This window comes from Roseovarius sp. MBR-6 (assembly GCF_040547525.1).
Taxonomy (GTDB): domain Bacteria; phylum Pseudomonadota; class Alphaproteobacteria; order Rhodobacterales; family Rhodobacteraceae; genus Roseovarius.
The window spans coordinates 101580-121106 of sequence record NZ_JBEPPW010000002.1 but is presented as its reverse complement, the minus strand read 5'-3'; the positions used below and the strand labels follow the sequence as shown (position 1 = coordinate 121106).

The following is a 19527-nucleotide window of genomic DNA, read 5'->3' as shown; positions in this document are numbered from 1 at the left end:
CGCCCTGTCAAAAGCCCTCTGACAGGATCGACGGTTCGCGCCGCGCGTCGCAGTCCCTGAGCGGGCAGATGCGGCAGCTGACGCCGATGCTGCGCACCGCGCCACCCGCCTCGCCCGGATCGGGGCGCAACAGCATATGCGCCCGCATGGTCGCGGGGCGGTCAAAGCTGCCCGGCCCCGAGGGTGCCGCGACCGCCAGCGCCAGCACCGTCTCGGCCCCGCGTCCGGCCTGCCGCACCCGCATTCGCAGGGGGGCCATGGGCTGTGCCATTGCCTGATACAGCGGCCAGAGCGCGCAGGCCCCGGTCAACCGGGGGATGGCAAATCCATTGACCGGCTTGCGAAAAATCATCGTGCCCGAGGCATCGCAGATCACAAGGCCGATCGGCCCCGCCACCTCTTCGGGCAGCGCGGCAAGGCGGCGGAAGATGCGCGCAAGCCCTGCACCGGTTGCCTCGGCCAGACGGTCCGGCTCGGTCCCGTGCCGCGAGATCTGCGCTTCCAGCACGGGCAAGGGCAGGGCGCGCGCGTCCTCCAGATACCGCAAGAGAACGGTCTCCAGCAGCGTTTGCGCGGGTGCCGAGAGGCCCTTTTGCGCCTTGGCCGCAACCAGCCGCGCCACATCCTCGGGCTGCGCCTCGGGGGCTTCAAGCTCGGAAAAGTGATAGCCCCGCCCCGCGAGCACCGCGTGCATCTCGTCTTGCGGCGAGGTGAGATCGGCGTCGCGGTTGGGGGCGGCCTCCAGATAGCGCACCAGTGATTGCGCGCCCTCGGTCAGCCGCCCGGCATCCTCGTTGATGTTGCGATGGAAGCGCCCCTGCCATTCGGGTTCCAGTGCCTCGGTCTCGACCAGGATCGACGAGGTGGCGCGGATGGCCGTGACCGCCGAAATCACCTCGTGGAGCGAATCAGCCAGAAATGGATCATGCGCGAGCCGGTCGGTCAGCGTGTCGATCGTGCGCTCCAGGGTCTCGGTCCGACGATGCAGATCGACCACAAGCCCGGCCCAGCCCGGAAAGCGACCGACGAATTCCTCGATCCGGTCGCGCTCTGCTGTCTCGCTGTCGCTTGCGGCTTCGCGCAGCGCGCCCACCACCGCCGCTTCGGCCCCTTCGGTCAGGCGTGACGGCTCCACCTTCAGCGCCTCGGCCAGCTTCAGGAGGGTCTTGCCGCCGATTCGGCGGCGGTTGTGCTCGATAAGGTTGAGGTAGGATGGCGATATTCCCGCATGCCGTGCCAGATCGCTCTGGCGCATGCCGCTCAGCAACCGCCTTTCGCGGATCCGGGTGCCGATCATGAGCCGTTCTGGCATTCGGGGGTGTCGCTTTCCATGAGGCAGAGCGGGGTGCAATTTTTTTACAATGATGCCGTGTGGTTTGTCTAATCATTTACAGGCCAACATGCGCACGCTTTCACGTGACGGCAGGCTCGTTATTGACGAGGCCATCTTCATGCCCCAACCTCTGACCGGGTGAGAACCGCAAAGAACCCGGCAATGCCCCGAAATCACGTCGCTACGGGCGACGCAATCACCCAACGGACAGGACAGGCAGGCCATGACGCGCAGCGCCGCAATCGACACCGTTTCGGCCTATTTCGACAACAACGGCTTTCAGACCGAACTTGCCGATCTGGTCGGCTTTGAAACCGAGAGCCAGACCCCCGATCAGGCCCCCGAGCTTGCCCGCTATCTGGCCGAGGCCATGACGCCCCGGCTTGCTGCCATGGGCTTTCGCTGTGTGATCCATCCCAACCCGGTCGCCAATGCCGGTCCCTTCCTGATTGCCGAGCGGCACGAGGGCGATGACCTGCCCACCATCCTGAGCTATGGCCATGGAGACGTGATCCGCGCCCAGACCGATCAATGGCGCGCGGGCCTCCACCCGTTCAGGCTCGTCGAAGAGGGCGACCGGCTCTACGGGCGCGGCACCGCCGACAACAAGGGCCAGCACCTGATCAATATCGCCGCCCTCGATGCGGTGCTTCAAACCCGTGGCGCGCTTGGCTTCAACTGCCGGATCGTGATCGAAACCGGCGAGGAAACCGGCTCTCCGGGGCTTGCCGAGTTCTTCACCGCGCATCACGACAAGCTGCGCGCCGATGTGCTGATCGCCTCTGACGGGCCGCGCCTTCAACCTGAGACGCCGACCATGTTCATGGGCTCGCGCGGCGGTGTCACCTTTGACCTGAGCGTAGAGTTGCGCGAGGGGGCGCATCATTCGGGCAACTGGGGCGGCCTTCTCAGTGATCCGGCGATGATTCTGGCGCAGGCGCTCTCGGTCATCACCGATGCCCGTGGCCAGATCAGGATTCCCGAATGGCGCCCCGACAGCCTGACCGACGATGTGCGCACCGCCCTGCATGGCCTGCCGATCGAGGGCGGCGACGGCCCCGCCATCAACCCCGATTGGGGTGAAAAGACCCTGACCCCGGTGGAGCGGGCCTATGGCTGGAACAGCTTTGCCATCCTTGCCATGACAAGCGGCGTGCCCGAGGCCCCGGTCAATGCGATTTCCGCCCTTGCCCGCGCCACCTGTCAGTTGCGCTATGTGGTCGGCACCACGCCCGAGGACATTCTGCCCGCCCTGCGGCGCCATCTGGACGCGCATGGCTTTGACGCGGTGCGCATCACGCCGCATGACCGGGGGTTCTTCCGCGCCACGCGGCTTGACCCCGGCCACCCTTGGGTCAAGTTCGTCGCCGCCTCTCTGGAGCGGACATCCGGGCAGGCACCGCATATCCTGCCCAATCTCGCCGGGTCGTTGCCGAATGACTGTTTCGCCGATATTCTCGGCCTGCCGACCGTCTGGGTGCCGCATTCCTATCGCGGCTGCTCGCAACATGCCCCGGATGAGCATGTTCTCAAACCCGTCTGCCGCGATGCGCTGCGCCTCATGGCCGGGCTGTTCTGGGATATCGGAGAGGGCGGCACGCCGACGGGCCAGGGCGGCTGAGCGTCACCGGATATGTGCACACAGGGCCGGTATTCGCGCCAGACCATGCCCGACTGGACGGACCTGCGCGCCCGCGCACATCCCTGTTGCACCCATGGCCGCTTGCAGCCGCGCGCGCACTGTCTAGGTTGTCGCGCAAATGCAAGGACATGCCATGCCCGCCATCGTCGAGGTGATCAACCTCCGCAAGACCTACAAGGACGGGTTCACCGCGCTCTGCGGTGTCGACCTGACGATTGCCGAGGGTGAGATTCTCGCCCTGCTCGGCCCGAATGGCGCGGGCAAGACCACGCTCATCTCGGCGCTCTGCGGGATCACCATCCCCACGGGCGGCACGGCGCGCATAGGCGGGCATGACGTGACCTCCGATTACCGCGCCGCGCGGCGTCTGGTCGGGCTGGTGCCGCAGGAGGTGGCGCTGGAACCCTTCGAGAAGGTCATCAACACCGTGCGATTCTCGCGCGGTCTGTTCGGCAAGGGGCGCGATGAGGCCCTGATCGAGCGCATCCTGCGCCAGCTCTCGCTCTGGGACAAGCGCGACGCCCGCATCCGCGAACTCTCGGGCGGCATGAAACGCCGCGTGCTCATCGCCAAGGCGCTCTGCCACGAGCCGCGCGTGCTCTTCCTCGACGAGCCGACGGCGGGTGTCGATGTCGAGTTGCGCCGTGACATGTGGGAGGTGGTGCGCGGGCTCAAGGCGCAGGGCGTCACCATCATCCTGACCACCCATTACATCGAGGAGGCAGAGGCCATCGCCGACCGCGTCGCGGTCATCAACAAGGGCGAAATCCTGCTGGTCGAGAACAAGGCCGACCTGATGCGCAGGATGGGCCGCAAGACCCTGCGCATCGACCTTGCCACGCCGGTCGCAGAGGTGCCCGCGGCGCTGGCGGACTATGATCTTGAGCGGATAGATGACGGGCATGTGTTGCTTTACCATTACGACACGCGCGGCGAGGGCACCGGCATCACCCGCCTGTTGCAGGCGCTGGCGCGCGAGGGTCTGAGCCTGCGCGATATCGAGACCCGTCAAAGCAGCCTCGAGGAGATCTTCGTGGGCCTTGTGCAGGAGGATGCGGCATGAACCTGCACGCCATCGCTGCCATCTATGTCTACGAGATGAAGCGGTTTTTCCGCACCATCTTTGAATCGCTGCTGTCGCCGGTCATTTCCACCACGCTCTATTTCGTGGTCTTCGGCGCGGCCATCGGCGGGCGCATCGACGAGGTGGAAGGGGTGAGCTATGGCGCCTTCATCGTGCCGGGGCTGATCATGCTGAGCGTGATGACACAGGCCATCTCCAACGCCTCTTTCGGCATCTATTTCCCGAAATTCATCGGCACGATTTACGAATTGCTGTCTGCCCCGATCAATTTCTTCGAAATCGTCATCGGCTATGTCGGGGCGGCGGCGACGAAATCGCTGCTCATCGGTGGGGTGATCCTGCTCACCGCCGGGTTCTTTGTCGATCTCGAGATCCGGCACCCGGTGATGATGCTGGCCTTTCTGGTGATGATCTGCATCAGCTTTGCGCTTTTCGGCTTCATCATCGGCATCTGGTCCGAGAATTTCCAGCAGTTGCAATTGATCCCGCTTCTGGTGATCACGCCGCTGGTGTTCTTGGGCGGCGCGTTCTACTCGGTCTCGATGCTGCCCTCGGCCTGGCAGGTGGTGACGCTGTTCAACCCGGTGGTTTACCTCATCTCGGGCTTTCGCTGGTCGTTCTTCGGGGTGGCCGATGTGGCCGTGGGCTGGAGCCTGATGGCCATCGCGGTTTTCTTCGCGCTTTGCCTTGCCGTGGTGTGGTGGATTTTCCGCACCGGCTATCGGATCAAGGCCTGAGAGCCGGCCATGCCCAGACCCTCACCGGCGTCTTGATGCTGTCGGGCCGGATCAGCGCAACCTTGTGCAGGATGCGGGCCTCCTCGTTGGCATCGGGGGCCGGGTCGGGATCGCCGAAGGCGGACCAGGCCGCTACCATGGCCTGCCATGTGAGCGCGCCCGTCTCGTCCATCGACGGCAACGCTGGACAGCGAGACGCAGGTTGATGTGAAGGCGCGGGTCGATCACCGTGACGTCGCCGGTCTCGGGGTCGCCCGGATCGATGCGGTGAAGGCCCGAGGTGACATCAAGGGTGAGATTCGAGGCCGTCAGCGCCCCCGGCGGCGCGCCGACATGCGGTCATCGACAGATCGACAACGATTTTCATGCCACCACCATCGCGCCGATGCCCCCGGCCGTTGTGCCCGTGGCCCAGACCCGCCTGACGCCGACAGGCGTGATCGTCAGTCAGTCAGCGACATTGAGCGAGGCGTGCCAGAGAAGGCGCGGACACTTGGCAGACACCCAAGTGTGAAAATTTTCGGACAGCCCTGATTCACCCTTTCCGCACCGGGAGAAAATCGGTATAAGCGTTCCGTAACCTCAGAGGGAATTAAAAAGTCATGACCAAATTCGGGACCATCATACTCGCAACCATTTTCGGCGTGACGTCGGCTGTTTCGGTGGCGGCACAGGCGCCCGTTGTTCGTCAGGGCAATGAAACCGCCCTTCAAATGGCGAACCGGATCGGTGCCTGTGCGGATGGCAGTTCGATCGTGAGCGCCAACTATGCCGACAACGGAACGCTGCTTCAGGTGCGCTGCGCAGGTGCGGGTGGCGATCTTTCCGGCGGCCTCGGCACTGGCGGCGCTGTCGCTCTCGGTGTGGTCGGCATTGCCATCGTTGCGGCGGCAGCGTCTGGCGGCAGCAGCGGCAGCAGCACGAGCGGCACCAACTGATCCAGCATAATAGGGTTGGCGGCACCGTAATGCGGGTCGCCAGCCTTTGACCATTTCGGACTGTAAGTGTGCGGCCAGCAATGCTGCACATCTACGTTTGTGCGTTAACCAAGGGCCGTTTTCAAATCTGGTCGGTCGTTCATAGAGCGACTTGGCGGTCATGGAAGCGGTTGCGAAAATGAGCGGTTTTCTCTCGATTCGCGTGATCTCGCTATTCCCGACATCTTCCAGTACGATAACAGGACCCCGCAGGCCCGTATCGCTCAGTCGGTCAATCTGTGTGCCGCTGCTGTGCAACGCCGGATCAAGCGGATGGAAGCGGCCGCGGTGATTTCCACCAATGTCGCGGGGGTCAATCCGGTGACGGTGGATCACGGGATCACAGTCTTTGTTGAAATCGAGATGGAAAGCGAGCGCGCCGGGCAGATCGAGGCCGCCAAGCGCCTGTTCGCCACCGTGCCCGAGGTGCAGCAATGCCATCACGTCACTGGCAACACGGATTTCATCCTGCTTGTGGTGGTCCGCACCATGGCCGATTACGCGACTTTGACGCGGCGGCTTTTCTTCGGCAACAACACCGTCAAGCGTTTTCGCAGTTCTCTGTCGATGACCGGTCTTGATCAGCTTGAGCCCGAGATGACCCTCTGGCGGCACGTTTTGCACGCTTCCCGGTGCCTTCATGTCCGCCGAGGACAATTTCGAGATCGTGCTGCGGGGCATGGGGGGCATGCCGCGCGCCCCGACCAGAGCCGCGAGACGCTTGTCGCGGCCGGTGACATGGTGATGGCCCTGCAAACCCTCGTCGCGCGCCGTCTTGACCCGACCGATGCCGCCACCGTGTCGGTCACCGACGGCACGCGCAACGCGCTGCCCGGCATGGCGCGGATCCTTGGCGATGCGCGCAGCTTTGTGCCCGAAGTCTCGGCCATGATCGAAAGCCATCTGCGCCGCATCGCCCGAAGCACGGCGGCACCGGCCATGGGGTCGGAGGATTTCGCGCGTTTTCTCGATCATGTGCCGGGATGTTTCGTTTTTCTCGGCAACGGCGCGGCGTCAAAGCCGCGGCACAATCCCGGCTATGATTTCGATGACCGGGGCCTGATTCACGGCGCGCGGTTTCATGCCGCGATGGCGCGCCACCGGCTGCCGCCCGCCTGACCGTCAGAACGCCTTGAAGGTCAGCGTGGTCTCGGTCCGTTCGATCCCCTCGATATCCAGCAGGTTGTCGTTGATGAACTTGCCGATATCCTCGCCCTCGGGGATGTAGAGCTTGAGCAAGAGGTCGAAGGGCCCGGAGGTCGAATAAAGCTCGGAATGGATCTCGCGCAGCGCGATGGCCTCGGCCACGCGGTAGGACTGGCCGGGCTTGCAGCGGATATTGATGAAGACGCAGCGCATTTCGGCTCTCCCGGTCTGAGGTCACTGGCCGGAGTATTTCCGCAACGCGCGCGATTGTCCATGACCTCAGGCCGGGGTGAGGATGGGCCGCAAAAGCGCCAGCGGATGCGCGCGCAAGGACAGGCGCAACGCCGCGTAATCCTCGATCATCTCTTCGCCAAGGCTCATCTTGGGCAGGTTTGCCGCAGGCTCGTCGATCCCCTCGCCGTCAAGGTCGCGCGCGAAAAGCGGCAGCGGATCGGGGCTGCGGATCGCGCGCGCCTGCCAGAGCGCATCGCGCCGCGTGAGCCCGCAGGCGGCAAAGGCATCGGCCTCGGCCAGCCGCGCGATGAGCGCGGGCGCCAGCCCCGCGCGCCGCCACAGATCCTCGGGGCCAAGATAGCCGTTGCCGCGCGCCGCCGCGATCCAGTCAACCTCGGCGCGCGCCAGCCCCCGCACCTGCCGCAACCCCAGCCGCAGCGCCAGCCCGCCGCGCCCGTCCGGCTCTGGCGTGTTGTCCCAGCACGAGGCGTTGACGCAGACGGGCCGCACCGTCACGCCATGTTCGCGCGCATCGCGCACGATCTGCGCGGGCGCGTAAAACCCCATCGGTTGCGAATTCAGGAGCGCACAGACGAATATTGCCGGGTGATGGCACTTGATCCAGGCGCTGGCGTAAACGAGCAGGGCAAAGCTTGCTGCGTGGCTCTCGGGAAAGCCGTAGCTGCCGAAGCCCTCGATCTGTGAAAAACAGCGCTCGGCAAACGCCATGTCATAGCCGTTCTGCGCCATGCCGCGCAGGAACCGCGTGCGAAACTCGCTGACATTTCCGTGCTTCTTGAAGGTGGCCAGCGACCGGCGCAGGCGGTCGGCCTCCTCGGGGGTGAACCCCGCGCCGATGATGGCGATCTGCATCGCCTGTTCCTGAAAGAGCGGCACGCCCAGCGTCTTGCCCAGGACCCGGCCCAGCTCGTCCGAGGGGAAATTCACCGGCTCCTCACCATTCCGCCTGCGGATATAGGGATGGACCATGTCGCCCTGAATGGGCCCCGGCCGGATGATCGCCACCTGAATCACCAGATCGTAGAAGGTGCGCGGCCGCATCCGGGGCAGGAAATTCATCTGCGCGCGGCTTTCGACCTGGAACACGCCCAGACTGTCGGCGCGCCCCAGCATCGCGTAAACGCGCGCATCCTCGGGCGGCAGGGTGGCGAGGCTGTAGCGTTGCCCGCGATACTCGGCCAGCAGGTCGAACGCGCGGCGGATGCAGGTCAGCATCCCCAGCGCCAGCACATCGACCTTGAGGATGCCAAGCGTGTCGATATCGTCCTTGTCCCAGCAGATCACCGTGCGCTCTTCCATCGCCGCGTTCTCGATCGGCACCAGCTCGTCCAGCCGGTCGGCGGCGATCACGAAACCGCCGACATGCTGGCTCAGGTGGCGCGGAAAGCCGATGATCTCGTCCACCAGATCGAGCGTCAGGGCAAGGCGGCGGTCGCGCGGGTCAAGCCCAAGCTCGACCAGCCGCGCCGTATCGGGCCGCCGCCCGCCGCCCCATATCTGCGAGGAGATTGCCGCCAGCAGGTCCTCGGGCAGGCCCATGGCGCGGCCCACCTCGCGGATGGCGCGCTTGGCGCGGTAATGGATCACCGTGGCGCAAAGCCCGGCGCGGTGCCGCCCGTAGCGCGCGTAAATCCACTGGATCACCTCCTCGCGGCGCTCATGCTCGAAATCCACGTCGATATCGGGCGGCTCGTCGCGGGCCTCGGATACGAACCGCTCGAACACCATGGTGCCGATCTCGGGGGAAACGCTGGTCACGCCCAAGCAATAGCACACCACCGAATTGGCCGCCGATCCGCGCCCCTGACACAGGATGCCGCGCGACCGGGCAAAACCCACCACCTCGTTGACGGTCAGGAAATAGGGCTCATACCGCAACTTGGCGATGAGGGCCAATTCGTGCTCCATCATCGCGCGCACGCGGTCGGGCGCGCCCTGCGGATAGCGCCAGCCAAGCCCCTCTTCCGCCAGCCGCCGCAGCCGCGCGGTGGGGGTCTCACCCCCTTCGGCCTCGCTGGGATAGTCGTGGCGGAGCGCGTCGAGCGAGAAGGTGAGACGGTTGGCCAGCGCGGCGGCGCGGTCCACCGCGCCCTCGTGCCCCTTGAAAAGGCGGCGCATTTCCGCCCCTGAGCGCAGCCGCCTTTCGGCATTGGGCAGGGCGTGACGGCCCAGCCGCTCCACCGTCACCCCCAGCCGGATCGCGCTCAGCACATCCGCCAGACGACGACGGTGGGCGCGGTGCATCAGGGGACTGGCAGCGGCCACCGTGGGCAGGCCCAGCCGCGCCGCGACCCGCGCCAGCCGGTCAAACCGCGCCGCATCACGCCCGTCGTAATGCGGGCGCATGAGCAGGTGCAGCCGTGCGCCAAACCGCGCCCCCAGCCGCCGCGCCTGATCCTGCCAGCCGGATGCGCTCTCGGGATGCAACAGCAGATGCAGCCCTGCCGCCCCTTCCAGCACATCGCCGAGGCTCAATTCACAGCCCCCCTTGGCCGCGCGCCGCCGCCCCAGCGTCAAGAGCCGGCAAAGCCGCGCCCAGCCCGCACGGTCCTCGGGCAGCGTGGTGAGCGTCAACCCATCGCGCAGCACCAGCCTTGCGGCGGGGATGAGGCGGGGCGTGTTGGCCCAATCGGGTGCGGTGGGGCAGGGCGCAGGCGGGCCGGTCACCCCCTCCCGCGCCTCCCACGCCTGCCGTTCGCGCACCTGCCGCGCGATCTCGCGCGCGCGGGCATGGGCACGCACGATGCCCGCCACGGAATTCACATCGGCAATCGCCACTCCCGCAAGGCCAAGGGAGGCGGCACGCTCGATATACTCCTCGGGATGGGCGGCCCCGGTGAGGAAGGTGAAATTCGAGGTGGCGCAAAGCTCGGTGAACATCGGAATCGATTCGGTCAGGCAGCGATGGAGTCAGTATGTTCACTTTTTGTTCAGATGTGGAGTCGGGCACTTCCTCACGACAGAGGATGAACAAGAAAGTTGAAAACTTTCTTGAACGGAATTTTTTGAAAATTCCGTTTGCCAACGACGCCGAAGCCGGGACGCGCCGCTACTTTCAGCGCCCGTGGCTTTGGTCATAGCCGTTGCGCGCCGGGCCTTGCCAGCCGTCCAGCGCCCCGGCCCGGGGTGCGAACACCTCTACCTTGAGCGGAAAGCACGCCGCCGCATCGCTGGTATGCTCCGAGGAACAATCGCCACCGGGACAGGCGCTCAGCGCGCCCAGAAGGTCGATCTCGGCGAAAAACTCCAGATAGTCGCCGGGGCGAACGGGGCTGGCCTTCATGAAATACTGTCCGGTGTCGCGGGTAAAGCCGGTGCACATGAAGACGTTGAGCACGTCATGCACATGCGCTTCCGCCTCTGCCATCGGCACGCCCAATTCATCCGCCAGCGCGCGCGTCAGGTTCGAGTGGCAGCAATGGTGATACTGCACCCCCGAGAGAAGATTGCCGGTATAGGGATCGCAGCGCGTGCCGATCACATCATGGACCGAGCCGCCATGCTCGTCGATGCCATACCAGCCCAGCGTATCCTCGATGATCGTGGCCATGGGGCGCAGATGGGGGAAGGAGGACCAGAGCCGTTCGCCGGTGGTGACATGGGTGCCATGCAGCGCCCGTGTCTTGCCGGAATAGAACCGCTCCGACAGGTCATGTGCATTCCACAGGTTGAGATCGCCCACCTGAGGGCCGTCAACGCTCTTGATCCGAAAGAACTGCCCCGCCGCCACGCGAAAGCAGGCGGCCTCGCGCGGCGGCGCGATTGCCTCTGCGATCTTCTCCGCCCCCTCGCGCGCGGCACGGTAAAGCGCAAGATCGGGCCGTGGCAGGGTTTCGTTCGGGTAGCAGATCACCGGCGGGATCGCGCGGCGGGCTTCGGCATCGGCGGGGGCTTGGGTCATGGGGTTATCGGCTCCGGTGTGGGGCATGACAAACCCTGGGCGCGTCCCCGTCGCTTGTAAAGACCTCTGCGCCACAGGCCACGCAGTGCCAGCGCACCCGCAGATCGCAGCCGCTCAACCGGTATTCCCGCCAGCGACAGCCGCGCGTGGCGCGGTTGGAAAATATCGCCACAAGGACAAAGGCGACGATCAGCCCGATGACGATCAGCATCCGTTACGCTTTCGCCATCGCCTCGACCATCGCGCCGAATTTCGAGTAGCTGTCCGTCTGGTCCTCGGGGCGCGAGCCTGCCGCCGGATGCCCTTCGGGCGCATCGGCATAGTCGAAATTCACCCCCGTGCCCTCGATGATCCGGTTCATCATGTTGAACAGCGCGCAGACCTGCACCGCCTCATAGAGCGCGGCCTCGGACCAGCCCGCGTCATAGACCGCCTGCGCGTCCCGCTGCACCAGCTTGCTCGGCAGGGTGTTGAGCTTGGCCGCATAGGCCAGGATCGGACGCAGTTTGTCGTCCACCGGCGCCGTATCGAAATCCGCGATCAACGCGTCGATCAGATCGCCGTCGATCCCGAACACCTCGGCATAGGCCCGATGCGCCCCCGCGCAAAAGGCGCAGGCGTTGAGCGCCGAGACATAGGTGGCGATAAGCTCGCGCTCGCCCAGGCTCAATTCCCCCTCGCTGCGCAAGAGGCCGTCGGTATAGTCCATCAGGGGCCGCACATTCTGCGGAAAGCGCGCATAAAGGTCCTTGAGATGCGCGGGGTCGGGCAGGCTTGGCAAAAGCGGCATGTCGGGTCTCCTTTGGACGTGATTGACCACTGTCATACCCAAGCGGGCGCGGGATTTACAGAAGCGGGCGGGATGTTCTCACCCTTGTGATCGCGCGTGCCTGTCGGCTTGCACATGCCTGACAAATCGCTCTCGGACACCATGACGGACGATGCGACACTACTACTGACCGTTTCACACCGCGTCGTCCCGCCTGCGCCGCACACCCCACCCCCGGCGGTTTGACGCCTGTGGGTTTGAAACATTCCCTTTCGCCCGCGCAGCGCCGCCCCTATAACGACAGGCGCTCCGGACCGTGAGTCGCGGGGCTCATCGCGTTCATGGACGACAGGGCACAGGCGCATATGTCTATATTCGATAGGATTCCGAGCCTCTTCTCCTCGGACATGGCGATTGATCTCGGCACCGCCAACACCCTTGTCTATGTCAAAGGGCGCGGCATCGTGCTGTCGGAGCCTTCGGTCGTGGCCTATCACATCAAGGACGGCGTGCGCAAAGTGCTGGCCGTGGGCGAGGATGCCAAGCTCATGCTGGGCCGCACACCGGGCAGCATCGAGGCCATCCGCCCCATGCGCGAAGGCGTCATCGCCGATTTCGACACGGCCGAAGCGATGATCAAGCATTTCATCCGCAAGGTGCACAAGCGTTCGACCTTCTCCAAGCCCAAGATCATCGTCTGCGTGCCGCATGGTGCGACCCCGGTGGAGAAGCGGGCCATCCGGCAATCGGTGCTTTCGGCGGGCGCGCGGCGCGCGGGTCTCATCGCGGAACCCATTGCCGCCGCCATCGGCGCGGGCATGCCGATCACCGATCCCACCGGCAACATGGTGGTCGATATCGGCGGCGGCACGACCGAGGTGGCGGTGCTGTCGCTTGGCGATATCGTTTATGCGCGTTCGGTCCGCGTGGGCGGCGACCGGATGGACGAGGCGATCATCAACTATCTGCGCCGCCAGCAGAACCTGCTTGTGGGCGATTCCACCGCCGAGCGCATCAAGACCACCATCGGCACCGCGCGGATGCCCGATGACGGGCGCGGCACGTCGATCCGCGTGCGCGGGCGCGACCTTTTGAACGGCGTGCCGAAAGAAATCGAGGTCAGCCAGGCGCAGATCGCCGAGGCGCTGGCCGAACCGGTGCAGCAGATCACCGAAGCGGTGATGACCGCGCTCGAGGCGACGCCGCCCGATCTTGCCGCCGATATCGTTGATCGTGGCGTCATGCTCACCGGGGGCGGCGCGCTTCTGGGAGATCTCGATCTTGCGCTGCGCGAGCAGACCGGGCTTGCGGTGTCGATCGCCGAGGACAGCCTCAATTGCGTGGCACTCGGCACCGGCAAGGCGCTCGAATTCGAGAGCCGCCTGCGCCACGCGATTGACTATGACAGCTGAGACGCCCACCTTTTGCTTCGAAGGGGGAGCCATTGGCCAGCGACCGGGGACAGAGCGAGGATTTTAGCGGCCCGCTGAAGCGCCTGCTTCTGGCGGTGCTGATCCTGTGTCTTGTCGCAATCTTCCTCATCTGGCGCATCGACAGCCCGCGGGTCGAACGCTTCCGCGCGCAGGTGGTGGACAGGGTGGTGCCGCAGATGGATTGGGCGATGGCACCTGTTACCGGGGCGGTCAAGGTGCTGCGCGATTTTCAGTCCTACCAGCGCATGTATCAGCAAAATCAGGACCTGCGCCGCGAATTGCAACAGATGAAGGCGTGGAAAGAGGCGGCGCTCCAGCTTGAGCAGGAAAACGCGCGGCTGCTTGACCTGAACAACGTGCAACTGGATCCGCGCCTGACCTATGTCACCGGCGTCGTGATGGCCGATAGCGGCTCTCCGTTCCGGCAATCGGTGCTGATCAACGTGGGCGCGCGCGACGGCATCATGGAAGGCTGGGCGGCGATGGACGGGCTGGGCCTTGTCGGTCGCATCTCGGGACTGGGGCAAAGCACGGCCCGCGTCATTCTGCTCACCGACACCTCAAGCCGCATTCCCGTGACGGTGCAGCCCTCTGGTCAGCGGGCGCTTCTCATCGGCGACAATTCCCTTGCGCCGCTGCTGGATTTCGTCGAGGCCCCCGATCAGGTCCGCCCCGGCGACCGGGTGCTGACCTCGGGCGATGGCGGGGTGTTTCCGGCGGGCCTTGTGGCGGGGCAGGTCTTTGCCGATCCGGGCGGGCGGATGCGCCTGCGCATCGCCGCCGATTATGAACGACTGGAATTCCTGCGGGTTCTGCGCAGCTTTGCCCGGGAGCGGATCGAGGATCCGGGCCACCTTATCGCGCCGCCTCAGGACCCCACGCCCGATGCGACGGCGGAGGCGACCAATGGTTGAGACGGCAGCCCTTCACCTCTGGCTCATGCGCGCGATCTATGTCGGGATCGCCGGGGCGCTTGTCTTTCTGCACCTTCTGCCACTGGACACGCGGCCGCCGGGATGGGCGGGGCCGGACCTTTTCATCGCGCTTACCTTCGCCTGGGCGGTGCGGCGTCCCGATTATGTTCCGCCTCTGCTGGTGGCGGGGCTGGCGCTCATGATGGACCTGCTTTTCCACCGGCCACCGGGTCTCTGGGCGGCGTTCACGCTGATCGGCACCGAGGCGCTCCGTCGCCGCGCACCGGGCCTGCGCGACCGCACCTTCGCGGCCGACTGGGCGGCGGTGGTCGGCGTTCTGGTGGCCGTCACACTTGGGTATCGGTTTGTGCTCACGGTGTTTGTGGTCGATCAGCCCCCGCTCGGCCTCAGCCTGATGCAACTGCTCTCGACGCTGATTGCCTATCCGCTGGTGGCGCTGGCCTCGCATGCTCTGCTGGGTGTGCGCAAACCCGCGCCCGGCGACATGGCAACGGCGCGGCGCCTGCCATGAGACGCCCTACCCGAGATACCGCCGAGAGCCATCGCCGGATCACCCGGCGCGGCCTTGTGGTGAGCGGGGTGCAACTGGCCGTGCTCGGCACGCTGCTCTTTCGAATGCGCCATCTTCAGGTGGATCAGGCCGACGAATTCCGCCTTCTGGCCGATGAGAACCGCATCAACCTCCAGCTTCTCGCGCCCGCGCGCGGGCGCATTTTTGACCGCGAGGGGCGCGTCATCGCCGAGAATGTGCCGGCCTACCGCATCACCGTCACCCGTGAACAGGCGGGCGACGTGGAGGAGGTGCTGGCCCGTCTTTCCCGTCTCGTGGCGCTCGATCCCGGCGAGCTTGAAAAAGCCCGCCGCGATCTGCGCGAATTGCGCGGTGACACGCCGGTGACGGTGGCCGACCGGGTGGATTGGGAGGCGATCAGCCGCGTCGCTGTCAACGCCCCCGCGCTGCCGGGCGTGACGCCCGAGGTGGGGCTGTCGCGTCGCTACCCGCTGGGCGAGGTCTATGCCCATACGATCGGCTATGTCGGCGCGGTGAGCGCGCGCGATATCGAGCGGCTCGATGCGCCCGAGGCGCTGTTGCGCCTGCCGCGCTTCCAGATCGGCAAGCTCGGGCTGGAGGCGCAGCAGGAAGAGCTGCTGCGCGGCAGCGCGGGCGCCCGCCGGGTTGAGGTCAATGCCGCCGGTCGCATCATGCGCGAGCTTGACCGGCAGGAGGGGCGCCCCGGTGCCGATATCCAGGTCACGCTCGACAACGCGCTGCAAGCTTATACGCAGGCGCGCCTTGCCAATGAAAGCGCGGCGGCGGTGATGGTGGACTGTGACAGCGGCGATATCGTCGTGAGTGCTTCCAGCCCGAGCTACGATCCCAACCTTTTCGTGCGCGGCATCTCGTCTGCCAATTACCGCGCCCTGCTGGAGGACCCGTTGCGCCCCCTGCCCAACAAGGCGGTGCAGGGCATCTATCCGCCCGGCTCGACCTTCAAGATGGTCACGGCCCTCGCCGCGCTCGATGCAGGCCTCATAGACTTCAACGAAACCGTTTATTGCCCCGGTCACCGGGAGGTCAGCGGACGGCGCTTTCACTGTTGGAAGCGGGGCGGTCATGGCAACGTGAACCTTCACGTTTCGCTGCGCGACAGTTGCGATGTCTATTATTACGAGCTTGCCCTGCGCGCCGGGATCGAGCGCATTTCCGCCATGGCGGAACGGCTGGGCGTGGGGGTCCAGTTCGATCTGCCCATGACCAGCGTCGCCAAGGGGCTTGCCCCGTCGCGCGAATGGAAACTGGCCAATCGCGATCAGCCCTGGGTCGTTGGTGACAGCGTCAACGCCTCGATCGGTCAGGGCTTCGTGCTGGCCTCGCCGCTGCAACTGGCGGTGATGACGGCGCGGCTGGCGACCTCGCGCAGCGTCATGCCCCGGCTCATCAAGACAATCGACGGGGTCGAACAGCCCTCGGGCCATGGCGAGCCTTTGGGACTGAACGAAAACCACCTGCGCGAGATCCGCCGCGCCATGTTCGCCGTCAGCAACGACAATCGCGGCACCGCCTTTCGCAGTCGCATCGCCGAGGACACGCTGCGACTTGCGGGCAAGACCGGGACCAGCCAGGTGCGCAACATCTCGACCGGGGAGCGCGCGACCGGCGTCATCAGCAACAGCAACCTGCCCCGCGAACAGCGCGACCACGCGCTGTTCGTGAGCTACGCGCCCTTTGACGCCCCGCGCTACGCCGTGGCCGTGGTGGTCGAGCATGGCGGTGGCGGGTCCACGGCCGCAGCCCCCATTGCCCGCGACATGACGCTCCAGGCGCTCTATCGGGGCGATCCACCGCTCGAGGCCTATCCTGCGGCCGACCGCCCACGCATCCGCACCCAGCAGGAAGAGCTGCGCCGCCTGATGGCGCGCCCTGCCCAAGACCCGAGCGACCGCGCATGAGCTACCTGGAATATTCCGTCAAGTCGGCCCCCGCGGGGCCGCGCAAGATCCTCTATCTCAACTGGCCTCTGGCCCTCCTGCTCGTGACCGTCGCCTCGGTGGGCTTTCTCATGCTCTACTCGGTGGCGGGCGGAACCCTCTCGACCTGGGCCGAGCCGCAGATGAAGCGCTTTGCCCTCGGTTTTGCCGTGATGATTGCGGTCGCGCTTGTGCCGATCTGGTTCTGGCGCAACATGTCGCTGCTGGCTTATCTCATATCGCTGGCGCTGCTCATTGCGGTGGCCCTTGTCGGCGTCGAGGGCAAGGGCGCGCAACGCTGGATCGACCTTGGCTTCATGCGCCTGCAACCATCCGAACTGATGAAGATTACCCTGGTCATGATGCTCGCGGCCTATTACGACTGGCTGCCGGTCTCGCGCGTGTCACGGCCGTTCTGGGTGCTGCTGCCGCTTGCCATCATCCTGACCCCCGTCGCCATGGTGGTGCGCCAGCCCGATCTTGGAACCTCGATCCTCCTGATCGTGGGCGGAGGCGCGATGATGTTTCTCGCGGGTGTCCACTGGGCCTATTTCGCCACTGTCATCGCGCTCGGGGCGGGGGCGATCTTTGCGGTTTTCACCAGCCGGGGCACCGATTGGCAGCTTCTGGAGAATTACCAGTATCGCCGTATCGACACCTTCCTCAACCCCGACACCGACCCGCTTGGCGCGGGCTATCACATCACCCAGTCCAAGATTGCCCTCGGTTCGGGCGGCTGGACGGGGCGCGGTTTCATGCAGGGCACGCAATCGCGGCTCAACTTCCTGCCGGAGAAGCACACCGATTTCATCTTCGTGACGCTGGCCGAGGAATTCGGCTTTGTCGGCGCGGTCTCGCTTCTGGCGCTTTACGCACTGATCATCCTGTTCTGCATCGCCACTGCGCTCAGCAACCGCGACCGGTTTTCCTCGCTGCTGACGCTTGGTGTTGCGGTCACGTTCTTTTTGTTCTTCGCCGTCAACATGGCGATGGTGATGGGGTTGATGCCAGTCGTCGGCGTGCCGCTGCCGCTGGTCAGCTATGGCGGCTCGGCGATGCTGGTGCTCATGCTGGGATTCGGCCTTGTCCAGAGCGCGCATGTCCACAAACCGAGGTAAGCCATGACTGCCAACGTCCTCTTTGCCGCCGGCGCGGAACAATGGGCCATTTACAGAGTGCCCCTGCTCGACGCGCTCGACCGTCTGGGCGTCGCGGCCCGCGTTGCGACCGACTTTCCCGCCGATGAGGTGGATTACATCGTCTATGCGCCGGGCAGTGCGGTGCAGGACTTCACGCCTTTCACCCGCGCGCGCGCCGTGCTCAATCTCTGGGCCGGGGTGGAAAAGATCGTCGGCAACCCGACGCTGCATCTTCCGCTGGCGCGCATGGTCGATCACGGTCTGACCCAGGGCATGGTGGAATACGTGTCCGGCCATGTGCTGCGCCATCATCTGGGGATGGATGCCCATATCCTGCGTCAGGACGGTGTGTGGCGGCCCGATGCCCCGCCGCTGGCCCGCGACCGCCGGGTAAGTGTGCTTGGTCTCGGCGCGCTTGGGGCGGCCTGCGCGCGGATGCTTGTCGCGCTCGGTTTCCCCGTCACCGGCTGGAGTCGACGGCCCAGGGAAATTGCCGGTCTGCGCTGTCTTTCGGGCGAGGACGGGCTGCATCGGACGCTGGCAGAGGCCGATATCCTCGTGTTGTTGCTTCCGCTCACGCCCGAGACCGAGAACCTGCTCGATGCCGCGCGTCTTGCGCTTTTGCCGCGTGGCGCGGTCATCGTTAACCCCGGTCGCGGCCCGCTCATCGACGATGACGCGCTTCTCGCGGCGCTTGACAGCGGTGCGCTCGGTCATGCCACGCTCGACGTGTTCCGCGTCGAACCCTTGCCGCCGGCGCATCCCTTCTGGGCGCATCCGCGCGTGACGGTGACACCCCACATCGCCTCCGAAACGCGCCCCGACTCGGCGGCTGAGGTCATCGCCGAGAACATCCGCCGCGGCGAAGCGGGCGAGGCGTTCCTGTATCTGGTGGACCCCGAGGCAGGCTATTGAACGCGCGTCATCCTCGGGGCTGACGCGGCTCTTGTGTCTAGCGCAAGCGCGGCGGTCGCCCGGGATCAGACCCCGGCGCGGCCGGGACAGCCGCCGCCGCTTGAGGGACATCGAACCGCAAGCCACAGCCCGCCATCCGCGCCAGAACCGGATCGTCCGCGCCGAAAAAGCCCACGTCAAGCGCCGCCGCCTCCAGCCCCGAGAAGGCCAGCACCTCCGAGACCGCCCGCGCCAGTGCGCCCTCCGATCCCGGCACGGCACCGACAAAGCCCAGCAAATGCCCCTGTGCACCGCCCTCGTAACGGGCGGCCACCAGCCAGGCACCCTCGGCCAGCCCGGCCATGCTCGCCAGCCGCGCGTCGAGCGCGCGCAGCAGTGCCTCGGGCAGGCCCTTGGGCACGCGGAATTCGACCGGACGCGCGGCAACCTCCTCGGGCATCTCCGGCAGCATTTCCGTCAGCCAGTCCACCGCCTCGGCGGGCAACAGGATCGCCGAGGGCGCAACCCCGAGGTTGAGGCCAAGCCCCACGCCCTGTCCGCTCAGCATCCCCGCAAGCGCGCGGCCCGAGACCACGGCATAGGGCGCGGCCCCTTCGGCAAAGGCCGCCAGCCGCGCCTCACCATCAAAGGCCAGCACGCACGGCTCTCCCTCAGGCTCGAATATCGCCGGGTCGATCCGGTCGTCTGTCGCCTCGCGCGCCAGCAGCAGGCACAGCTCGCTGGCCGCCAGCACCTCGTAGAAATGCCGTCGCGCGCCCTCATCCTCGGGCGCGGCCATCATCCGCGCATGGG

19 protein-coding genes and 1 pseudogene are annotated in these 19527 nt (G+C 65.8%); 12 read left to right on the top strand and 8 right to left on the bottom strand.

What is annotated here, in order from left to right; genetic code table 11:
- Positions 1–7 precede the first annotated feature (7 nt).
- Complete coding sequence (locus tag ABIE57_RS02895) at positions 8–1297, bottom strand: helix-turn-helix domain-containing protein (protein WP_454283712.1); 1290 nt, start codon at positions 1295–1297, stop codon at positions 8–10.
- A gap of 259 nt (positions 1298–1556) precedes the next feature.
- Here ABIE57_RS02895 and ABIE57_RS02890 point away from each other — a divergent pair, with 259 nt between their 5' ends.
- The 3 genes from ABIE57_RS02890 to ABIE57_RS02880 all read left to right on the top strand — a co-directional run bounded on the left by ABIE57_RS02890 (position 1557) and on the right by ABIE57_RS02880 (position 4796).
- The gene (locus ABIE57_RS02890; RefSeq protein ID WP_354537495.1) at positions 1557–2954 is read left to right on the top strand and encodes a M20 family metallopeptidase; all 1398 of its coding nucleotides are present in this window, start codon (positions 1557–1559) and stop codon (positions 2952–2954) included.
- 154 nt (positions 2955–3108) lie between these two features.
- The gene (locus tag ABIE57_RS02885; protein ID WP_354537494.1) at positions 3109–4038 is read left to right on the top strand and encodes an ABC transporter ATP-binding protein; all 930 of its coding nucleotides are present in this window, start codon (positions 3109–3111) and stop codon (positions 4036–4038) included.
- Positions 4035–4796 (top strand): ABC transporter permease, encoded by a 762-nt coding sequence (locus tag ABIE57_RS02880; protein WP_354537493.1) that lies wholly within the window; start codon positions 4035–4037, stop codon positions 4794–4796. Before ABIE57_RS02885 ends, ABIE57_RS02880 begins: the two co-directional genes overlap by 4 nt.
- On the opposite strand, the gene ABIE57_RS02875 is transcribed toward ABIE57_RS02880, so the two are convergent.
- Positions 4786–4968 carry a hypothetical protein gene (locus ABIE57_RS02875; RefSeq protein ID WP_354537492.1) on the bottom strand — a complete coding sequence of 61 codons (183 nt, stop codon included), beginning with the start codon at positions 4966–4968 and terminating at the stop codon, positions 4786–4788. The genes ABIE57_RS02880 and ABIE57_RS02875 overlap by 11 nt on opposite strands.
- Positions 4969–5398: 430 nt before the next feature.
- On the opposite strand from ABIE57_RS02875, the gene ABIE57_RS02870 reads away from it, so the two are divergent.
- The 3 genes and pseudogenes from ABIE57_RS02870 to ABIE57_RS02860 all read left to right on the top strand — a co-directional run bounded on the left by ABIE57_RS02870 (position 5399) and on the right by ABIE57_RS02860 (position 6892).
- Positions 5399–5734, top strand: coding sequence for a hypothetical protein (locus tag ABIE57_RS02870; RefSeq protein ID WP_354537491.1), 336 nt, complete (start codon positions 5399–5401; stop codon positions 5732–5734).
- A 141-nt stretch (positions 5735–5875) separates the two neighbouring features.
- Positions 5876–6046 (top strand): annotated as a pseudogene (locus tag ABIE57_RS02865) (AsnC family transcriptional regulator); the annotation flags it as partial.
- Positions 6047–6892 (top strand): M20/M25/M40 family metallo-hydrolase, encoded by an 846-nt coding sequence (locus ABIE57_RS02860; protein WP_354537490.1) that lies wholly within the window; start codon positions 6047–6049, stop codon positions 6890–6892. It abuts the pseudogene before it with no gap.
- Between the two features lie 3 nt (positions 6893–6895).
- On the opposite strand, the gene ABIE57_RS02855 is transcribed toward ABIE57_RS02860, so the two are convergent.
- From ABIE57_RS02855 to ABIE57_RS02835, 5 genes are all read right to left on the bottom strand, one after another.
- Complete coding sequence (locus ABIE57_RS02855) at positions 6896–7132, bottom strand: Lrp/AsnC ligand binding domain-containing protein (RefSeq protein ID WP_354537489.1); 237 nt, start codon at positions 7130–7132, stop codon at positions 6896–6898.
- 66 nt (positions 7133–7198) lie between these two features.
- Positions 7199–10054, bottom strand: coding sequence for an error-prone DNA polymerase (locus tag ABIE57_RS02850; protein ID WP_354537488.1), 2856 nt, complete (start codon positions 10052–10054; stop codon positions 7199–7201).
- 175 nt (positions 10055–10229) lie between these two features.
- Positions 10230–11075, bottom strand: a complete 846-nt coding sequence (locus tag ABIE57_RS02845; protein WP_354537487.1) for an urea carboxylase-associated family protein — start codon at positions 11073–11075, stop codon at positions 10230–10232.
- A 4-nt stretch (positions 11076–11079) separates the two neighbouring features.
- Complete coding sequence (locus ABIE57_RS02840) at positions 11080–11286, bottom strand: hypothetical protein (RefSeq protein WP_354537486.1); 207 nt, start codon at positions 11284–11286, stop codon at positions 11080–11082.
- 3 nt (positions 11287–11289) lie between these two features.
- A complete protein-coding gene (locus tag ABIE57_RS02835; RefSeq protein WP_354537485.1) occupies positions 11290–11865 on the bottom strand; it encodes a carboxymuconolactone decarboxylase family protein in 576 nt (191 codons plus the stop codon).
- A gap of 344 nt (positions 11866–12209) precedes the next feature.
- Here ABIE57_RS02835 and ABIE57_RS02830 point away from each other — a divergent pair, with 344 nt between their 5' ends.
- From ABIE57_RS02830 to ABIE57_RS02805, 6 genes are read left to right on the top strand one after another with little or no spacing between them, the layout of a single operon-like run.
- Positions 12210–13256, top strand: a complete 1047-nt coding sequence (locus tag ABIE57_RS02830) for a rod shape-determining protein (RefSeq protein ID WP_354537484.1) — start codon at positions 12210–12212, stop codon at positions 13254–13256.
- 32 nt (positions 13257–13288) lie between these two features.
- Positions 13289–14191, top strand: a complete 903-nt coding sequence (mreC, locus tag ABIE57_RS02825; protein WP_354537483.1) for a rod shape-determining protein MreC — start codon at positions 13289–13291, stop codon at positions 14189–14191.
- On the top strand, positions 14184–14723 hold the full coding sequence (locus tag ABIE57_RS02820; protein WP_354537482.1) for a rod shape-determining protein MreD: 540 nt from the start codon (positions 14184–14186) through the stop codon (positions 14721–14723). Before mreC ends, ABIE57_RS02820 begins: the two co-directional genes overlap by 8 nt.
- Positions 14720–16663: a penicillin-binding protein 2 gene (gene mrdA / locus ABIE57_RS02815; RefSeq protein WP_354537481.1), complete on the top strand. Its 1944-nt coding sequence runs from the start codon at positions 14720–14722 to the stop codon at positions 16661–16663. Before ABIE57_RS02820 ends, mrdA begins: the two co-directional genes overlap by 4 nt.
- Positions 16660–17799 (top strand): rod shape-determining protein RodA, encoded by a 1140-nt coding sequence (gene rodA, locus ABIE57_RS02810; protein ID WP_354537480.1) that lies wholly within the window; start codon positions 16660–16662, stop codon positions 17797–17799. The genes mrdA and rodA overlap by 4 nt, the downstream gene beginning before the upstream one ends.
- 3 nt (positions 17800–17802) lie before the next feature.
- On the top strand, positions 17803–18735 hold the full coding sequence (locus ABIE57_RS02805; protein WP_354537479.1) for a 2-hydroxyacid dehydrogenase: 933 nt from the start codon (positions 17803–17805) through the stop codon (positions 18733–18735).
- A gap of 37 nt (positions 18736–18772) precedes the next feature.
- Here the strand turns inward: ABIE57_RS02805 and ABIE57_RS02800 are convergent, their stop codons facing one another.
- Positions 18773–19516 (bottom strand): SseB family protein, encoded by a 744-nt coding sequence (locus tag ABIE57_RS02800; protein WP_354537816.1) that lies wholly within the window; start codon positions 19514–19516, stop codon positions 18773–18775.
- Positions 19517–19527 lie beyond the last annotated feature (11 nt).

What these genes read in the sequence shown, in the direction of transcription:
- ABIE57_RS02895 (WP_454283712.1), bottom strand. Translation starts at nt 1,297, where the DNA reads ATGATCGGCACCCGGATCCGCGAAAGGCGGTTGCTGAGCGGCATGCGC.
- ABIE57_RS02890 (WP_354537495.1), top strand. Translation starts at nt 1,557, where the DNA reads ATGACGCGCAGCGCCGCAATCGACACCGTTTCGGCCTATTTCGACAAC.
- ABIE57_RS02885 (WP_354537494.1), top strand. Translation starts at nt 3,109, where the DNA reads ATGCCCGCCATCGTCGAGGTGATCAACCTCCGCAAGACCTACAAGGAC.
- ABIE57_RS02880 (WP_354537493.1), top strand. Translation starts at nt 4,035, where the DNA reads ATGAACCTGCACGCCATCGCTGCCATCTATGTCTACGAGATGAAGCGG.
- ABIE57_RS02875 (WP_354537492.1), bottom strand. Translation starts at nt 4,968, where the DNA reads ATGGACGAGACGGGCGCGCTCACATGGCAGGCCATGGTAGCGGCCTGG.
- ABIE57_RS02870 (WP_354537491.1), top strand. Translation starts at nt 5,399, where the DNA reads ATGACCAAATTCGGGACCATCATACTCGCAACCATTTTCGGCGTGACG.
- ABIE57_RS02860 (WP_354537490.1), top strand. Translation starts at nt 6,047, where the DNA reads ATGGAAGCGGCCGCGGTGATTTCCACCAATGTCGCGGGGGTCAATCCG.
- ABIE57_RS02855 (WP_354537489.1), bottom strand. Translation starts at nt 7,132, where the DNA reads ATGCGCTGCGTCTTCATCAATATCCGCTGCAAGCCCGGCCAGTCCTAC.
- ABIE57_RS02850 (WP_354537488.1), bottom strand. Translation starts at nt 10,054, where the DNA reads ATGTTCACCGAGCTTTGCGCCACCTCGAATTTCACCTTCCTCACCGGG.
- ABIE57_RS02845 (WP_354537487.1), bottom strand. Translation starts at nt 11,075, where the DNA reads ATGACCCAAGCCCCCGCCGATGCCGAAGCCCGCCGCGCGATCCCGCCG.
- ABIE57_RS02840 (WP_354537486.1), bottom strand. Translation starts at nt 11,286, where the DNA reads ATGCTGATCGTCATCGGGCTGATCGTCGCCTTTGTCCTTGTGGCGATA.
- ABIE57_RS02835 (WP_354537485.1), bottom strand. Translation starts at nt 11,865, where the DNA reads ATGCCGCTTTTGCCAAGCCTGCCCGACCCCGCGCATCTCAAGGACCTT.
- ABIE57_RS02830 (WP_354537484.1), top strand. Translation starts at nt 12,210, where the DNA reads ATGTCTATATTCGATAGGATTCCGAGCCTCTTCTCCTCGGACATGGCG.
- ABIE57_RS02820 (WP_354537482.1), top strand. Translation starts at nt 14,184, where the DNA reads ATGGTTGAGACGGCAGCCCTTCACCTCTGGCTCATGCGCGCGATCTAT.
- mrdA (WP_354537481.1), top strand. Translation starts at nt 14,720, where the DNA reads ATGAGACGCCCTACCCGAGATACCGCCGAGAGCCATCGCCGGATCACC.
- rodA (WP_354537480.1), top strand. Translation starts at nt 16,660, where the DNA reads ATGAGCTACCTGGAATATTCCGTCAAGTCGGCCCCCGCGGGGCCGCGC.
- ABIE57_RS02805 (WP_354537479.1), top strand. Translation starts at nt 17,803, where the DNA reads ATGACTGCCAACGTCCTCTTTGCCGCCGGCGCGGAACAATGGGCCATT.
- ABIE57_RS02800 (WP_354537816.1), bottom strand. Translation starts at nt 19,516, where the DNA reads ATGATGGCCGCGCCCGAGGATGAGGGCGCGCGACGGCATTTCTACGAG.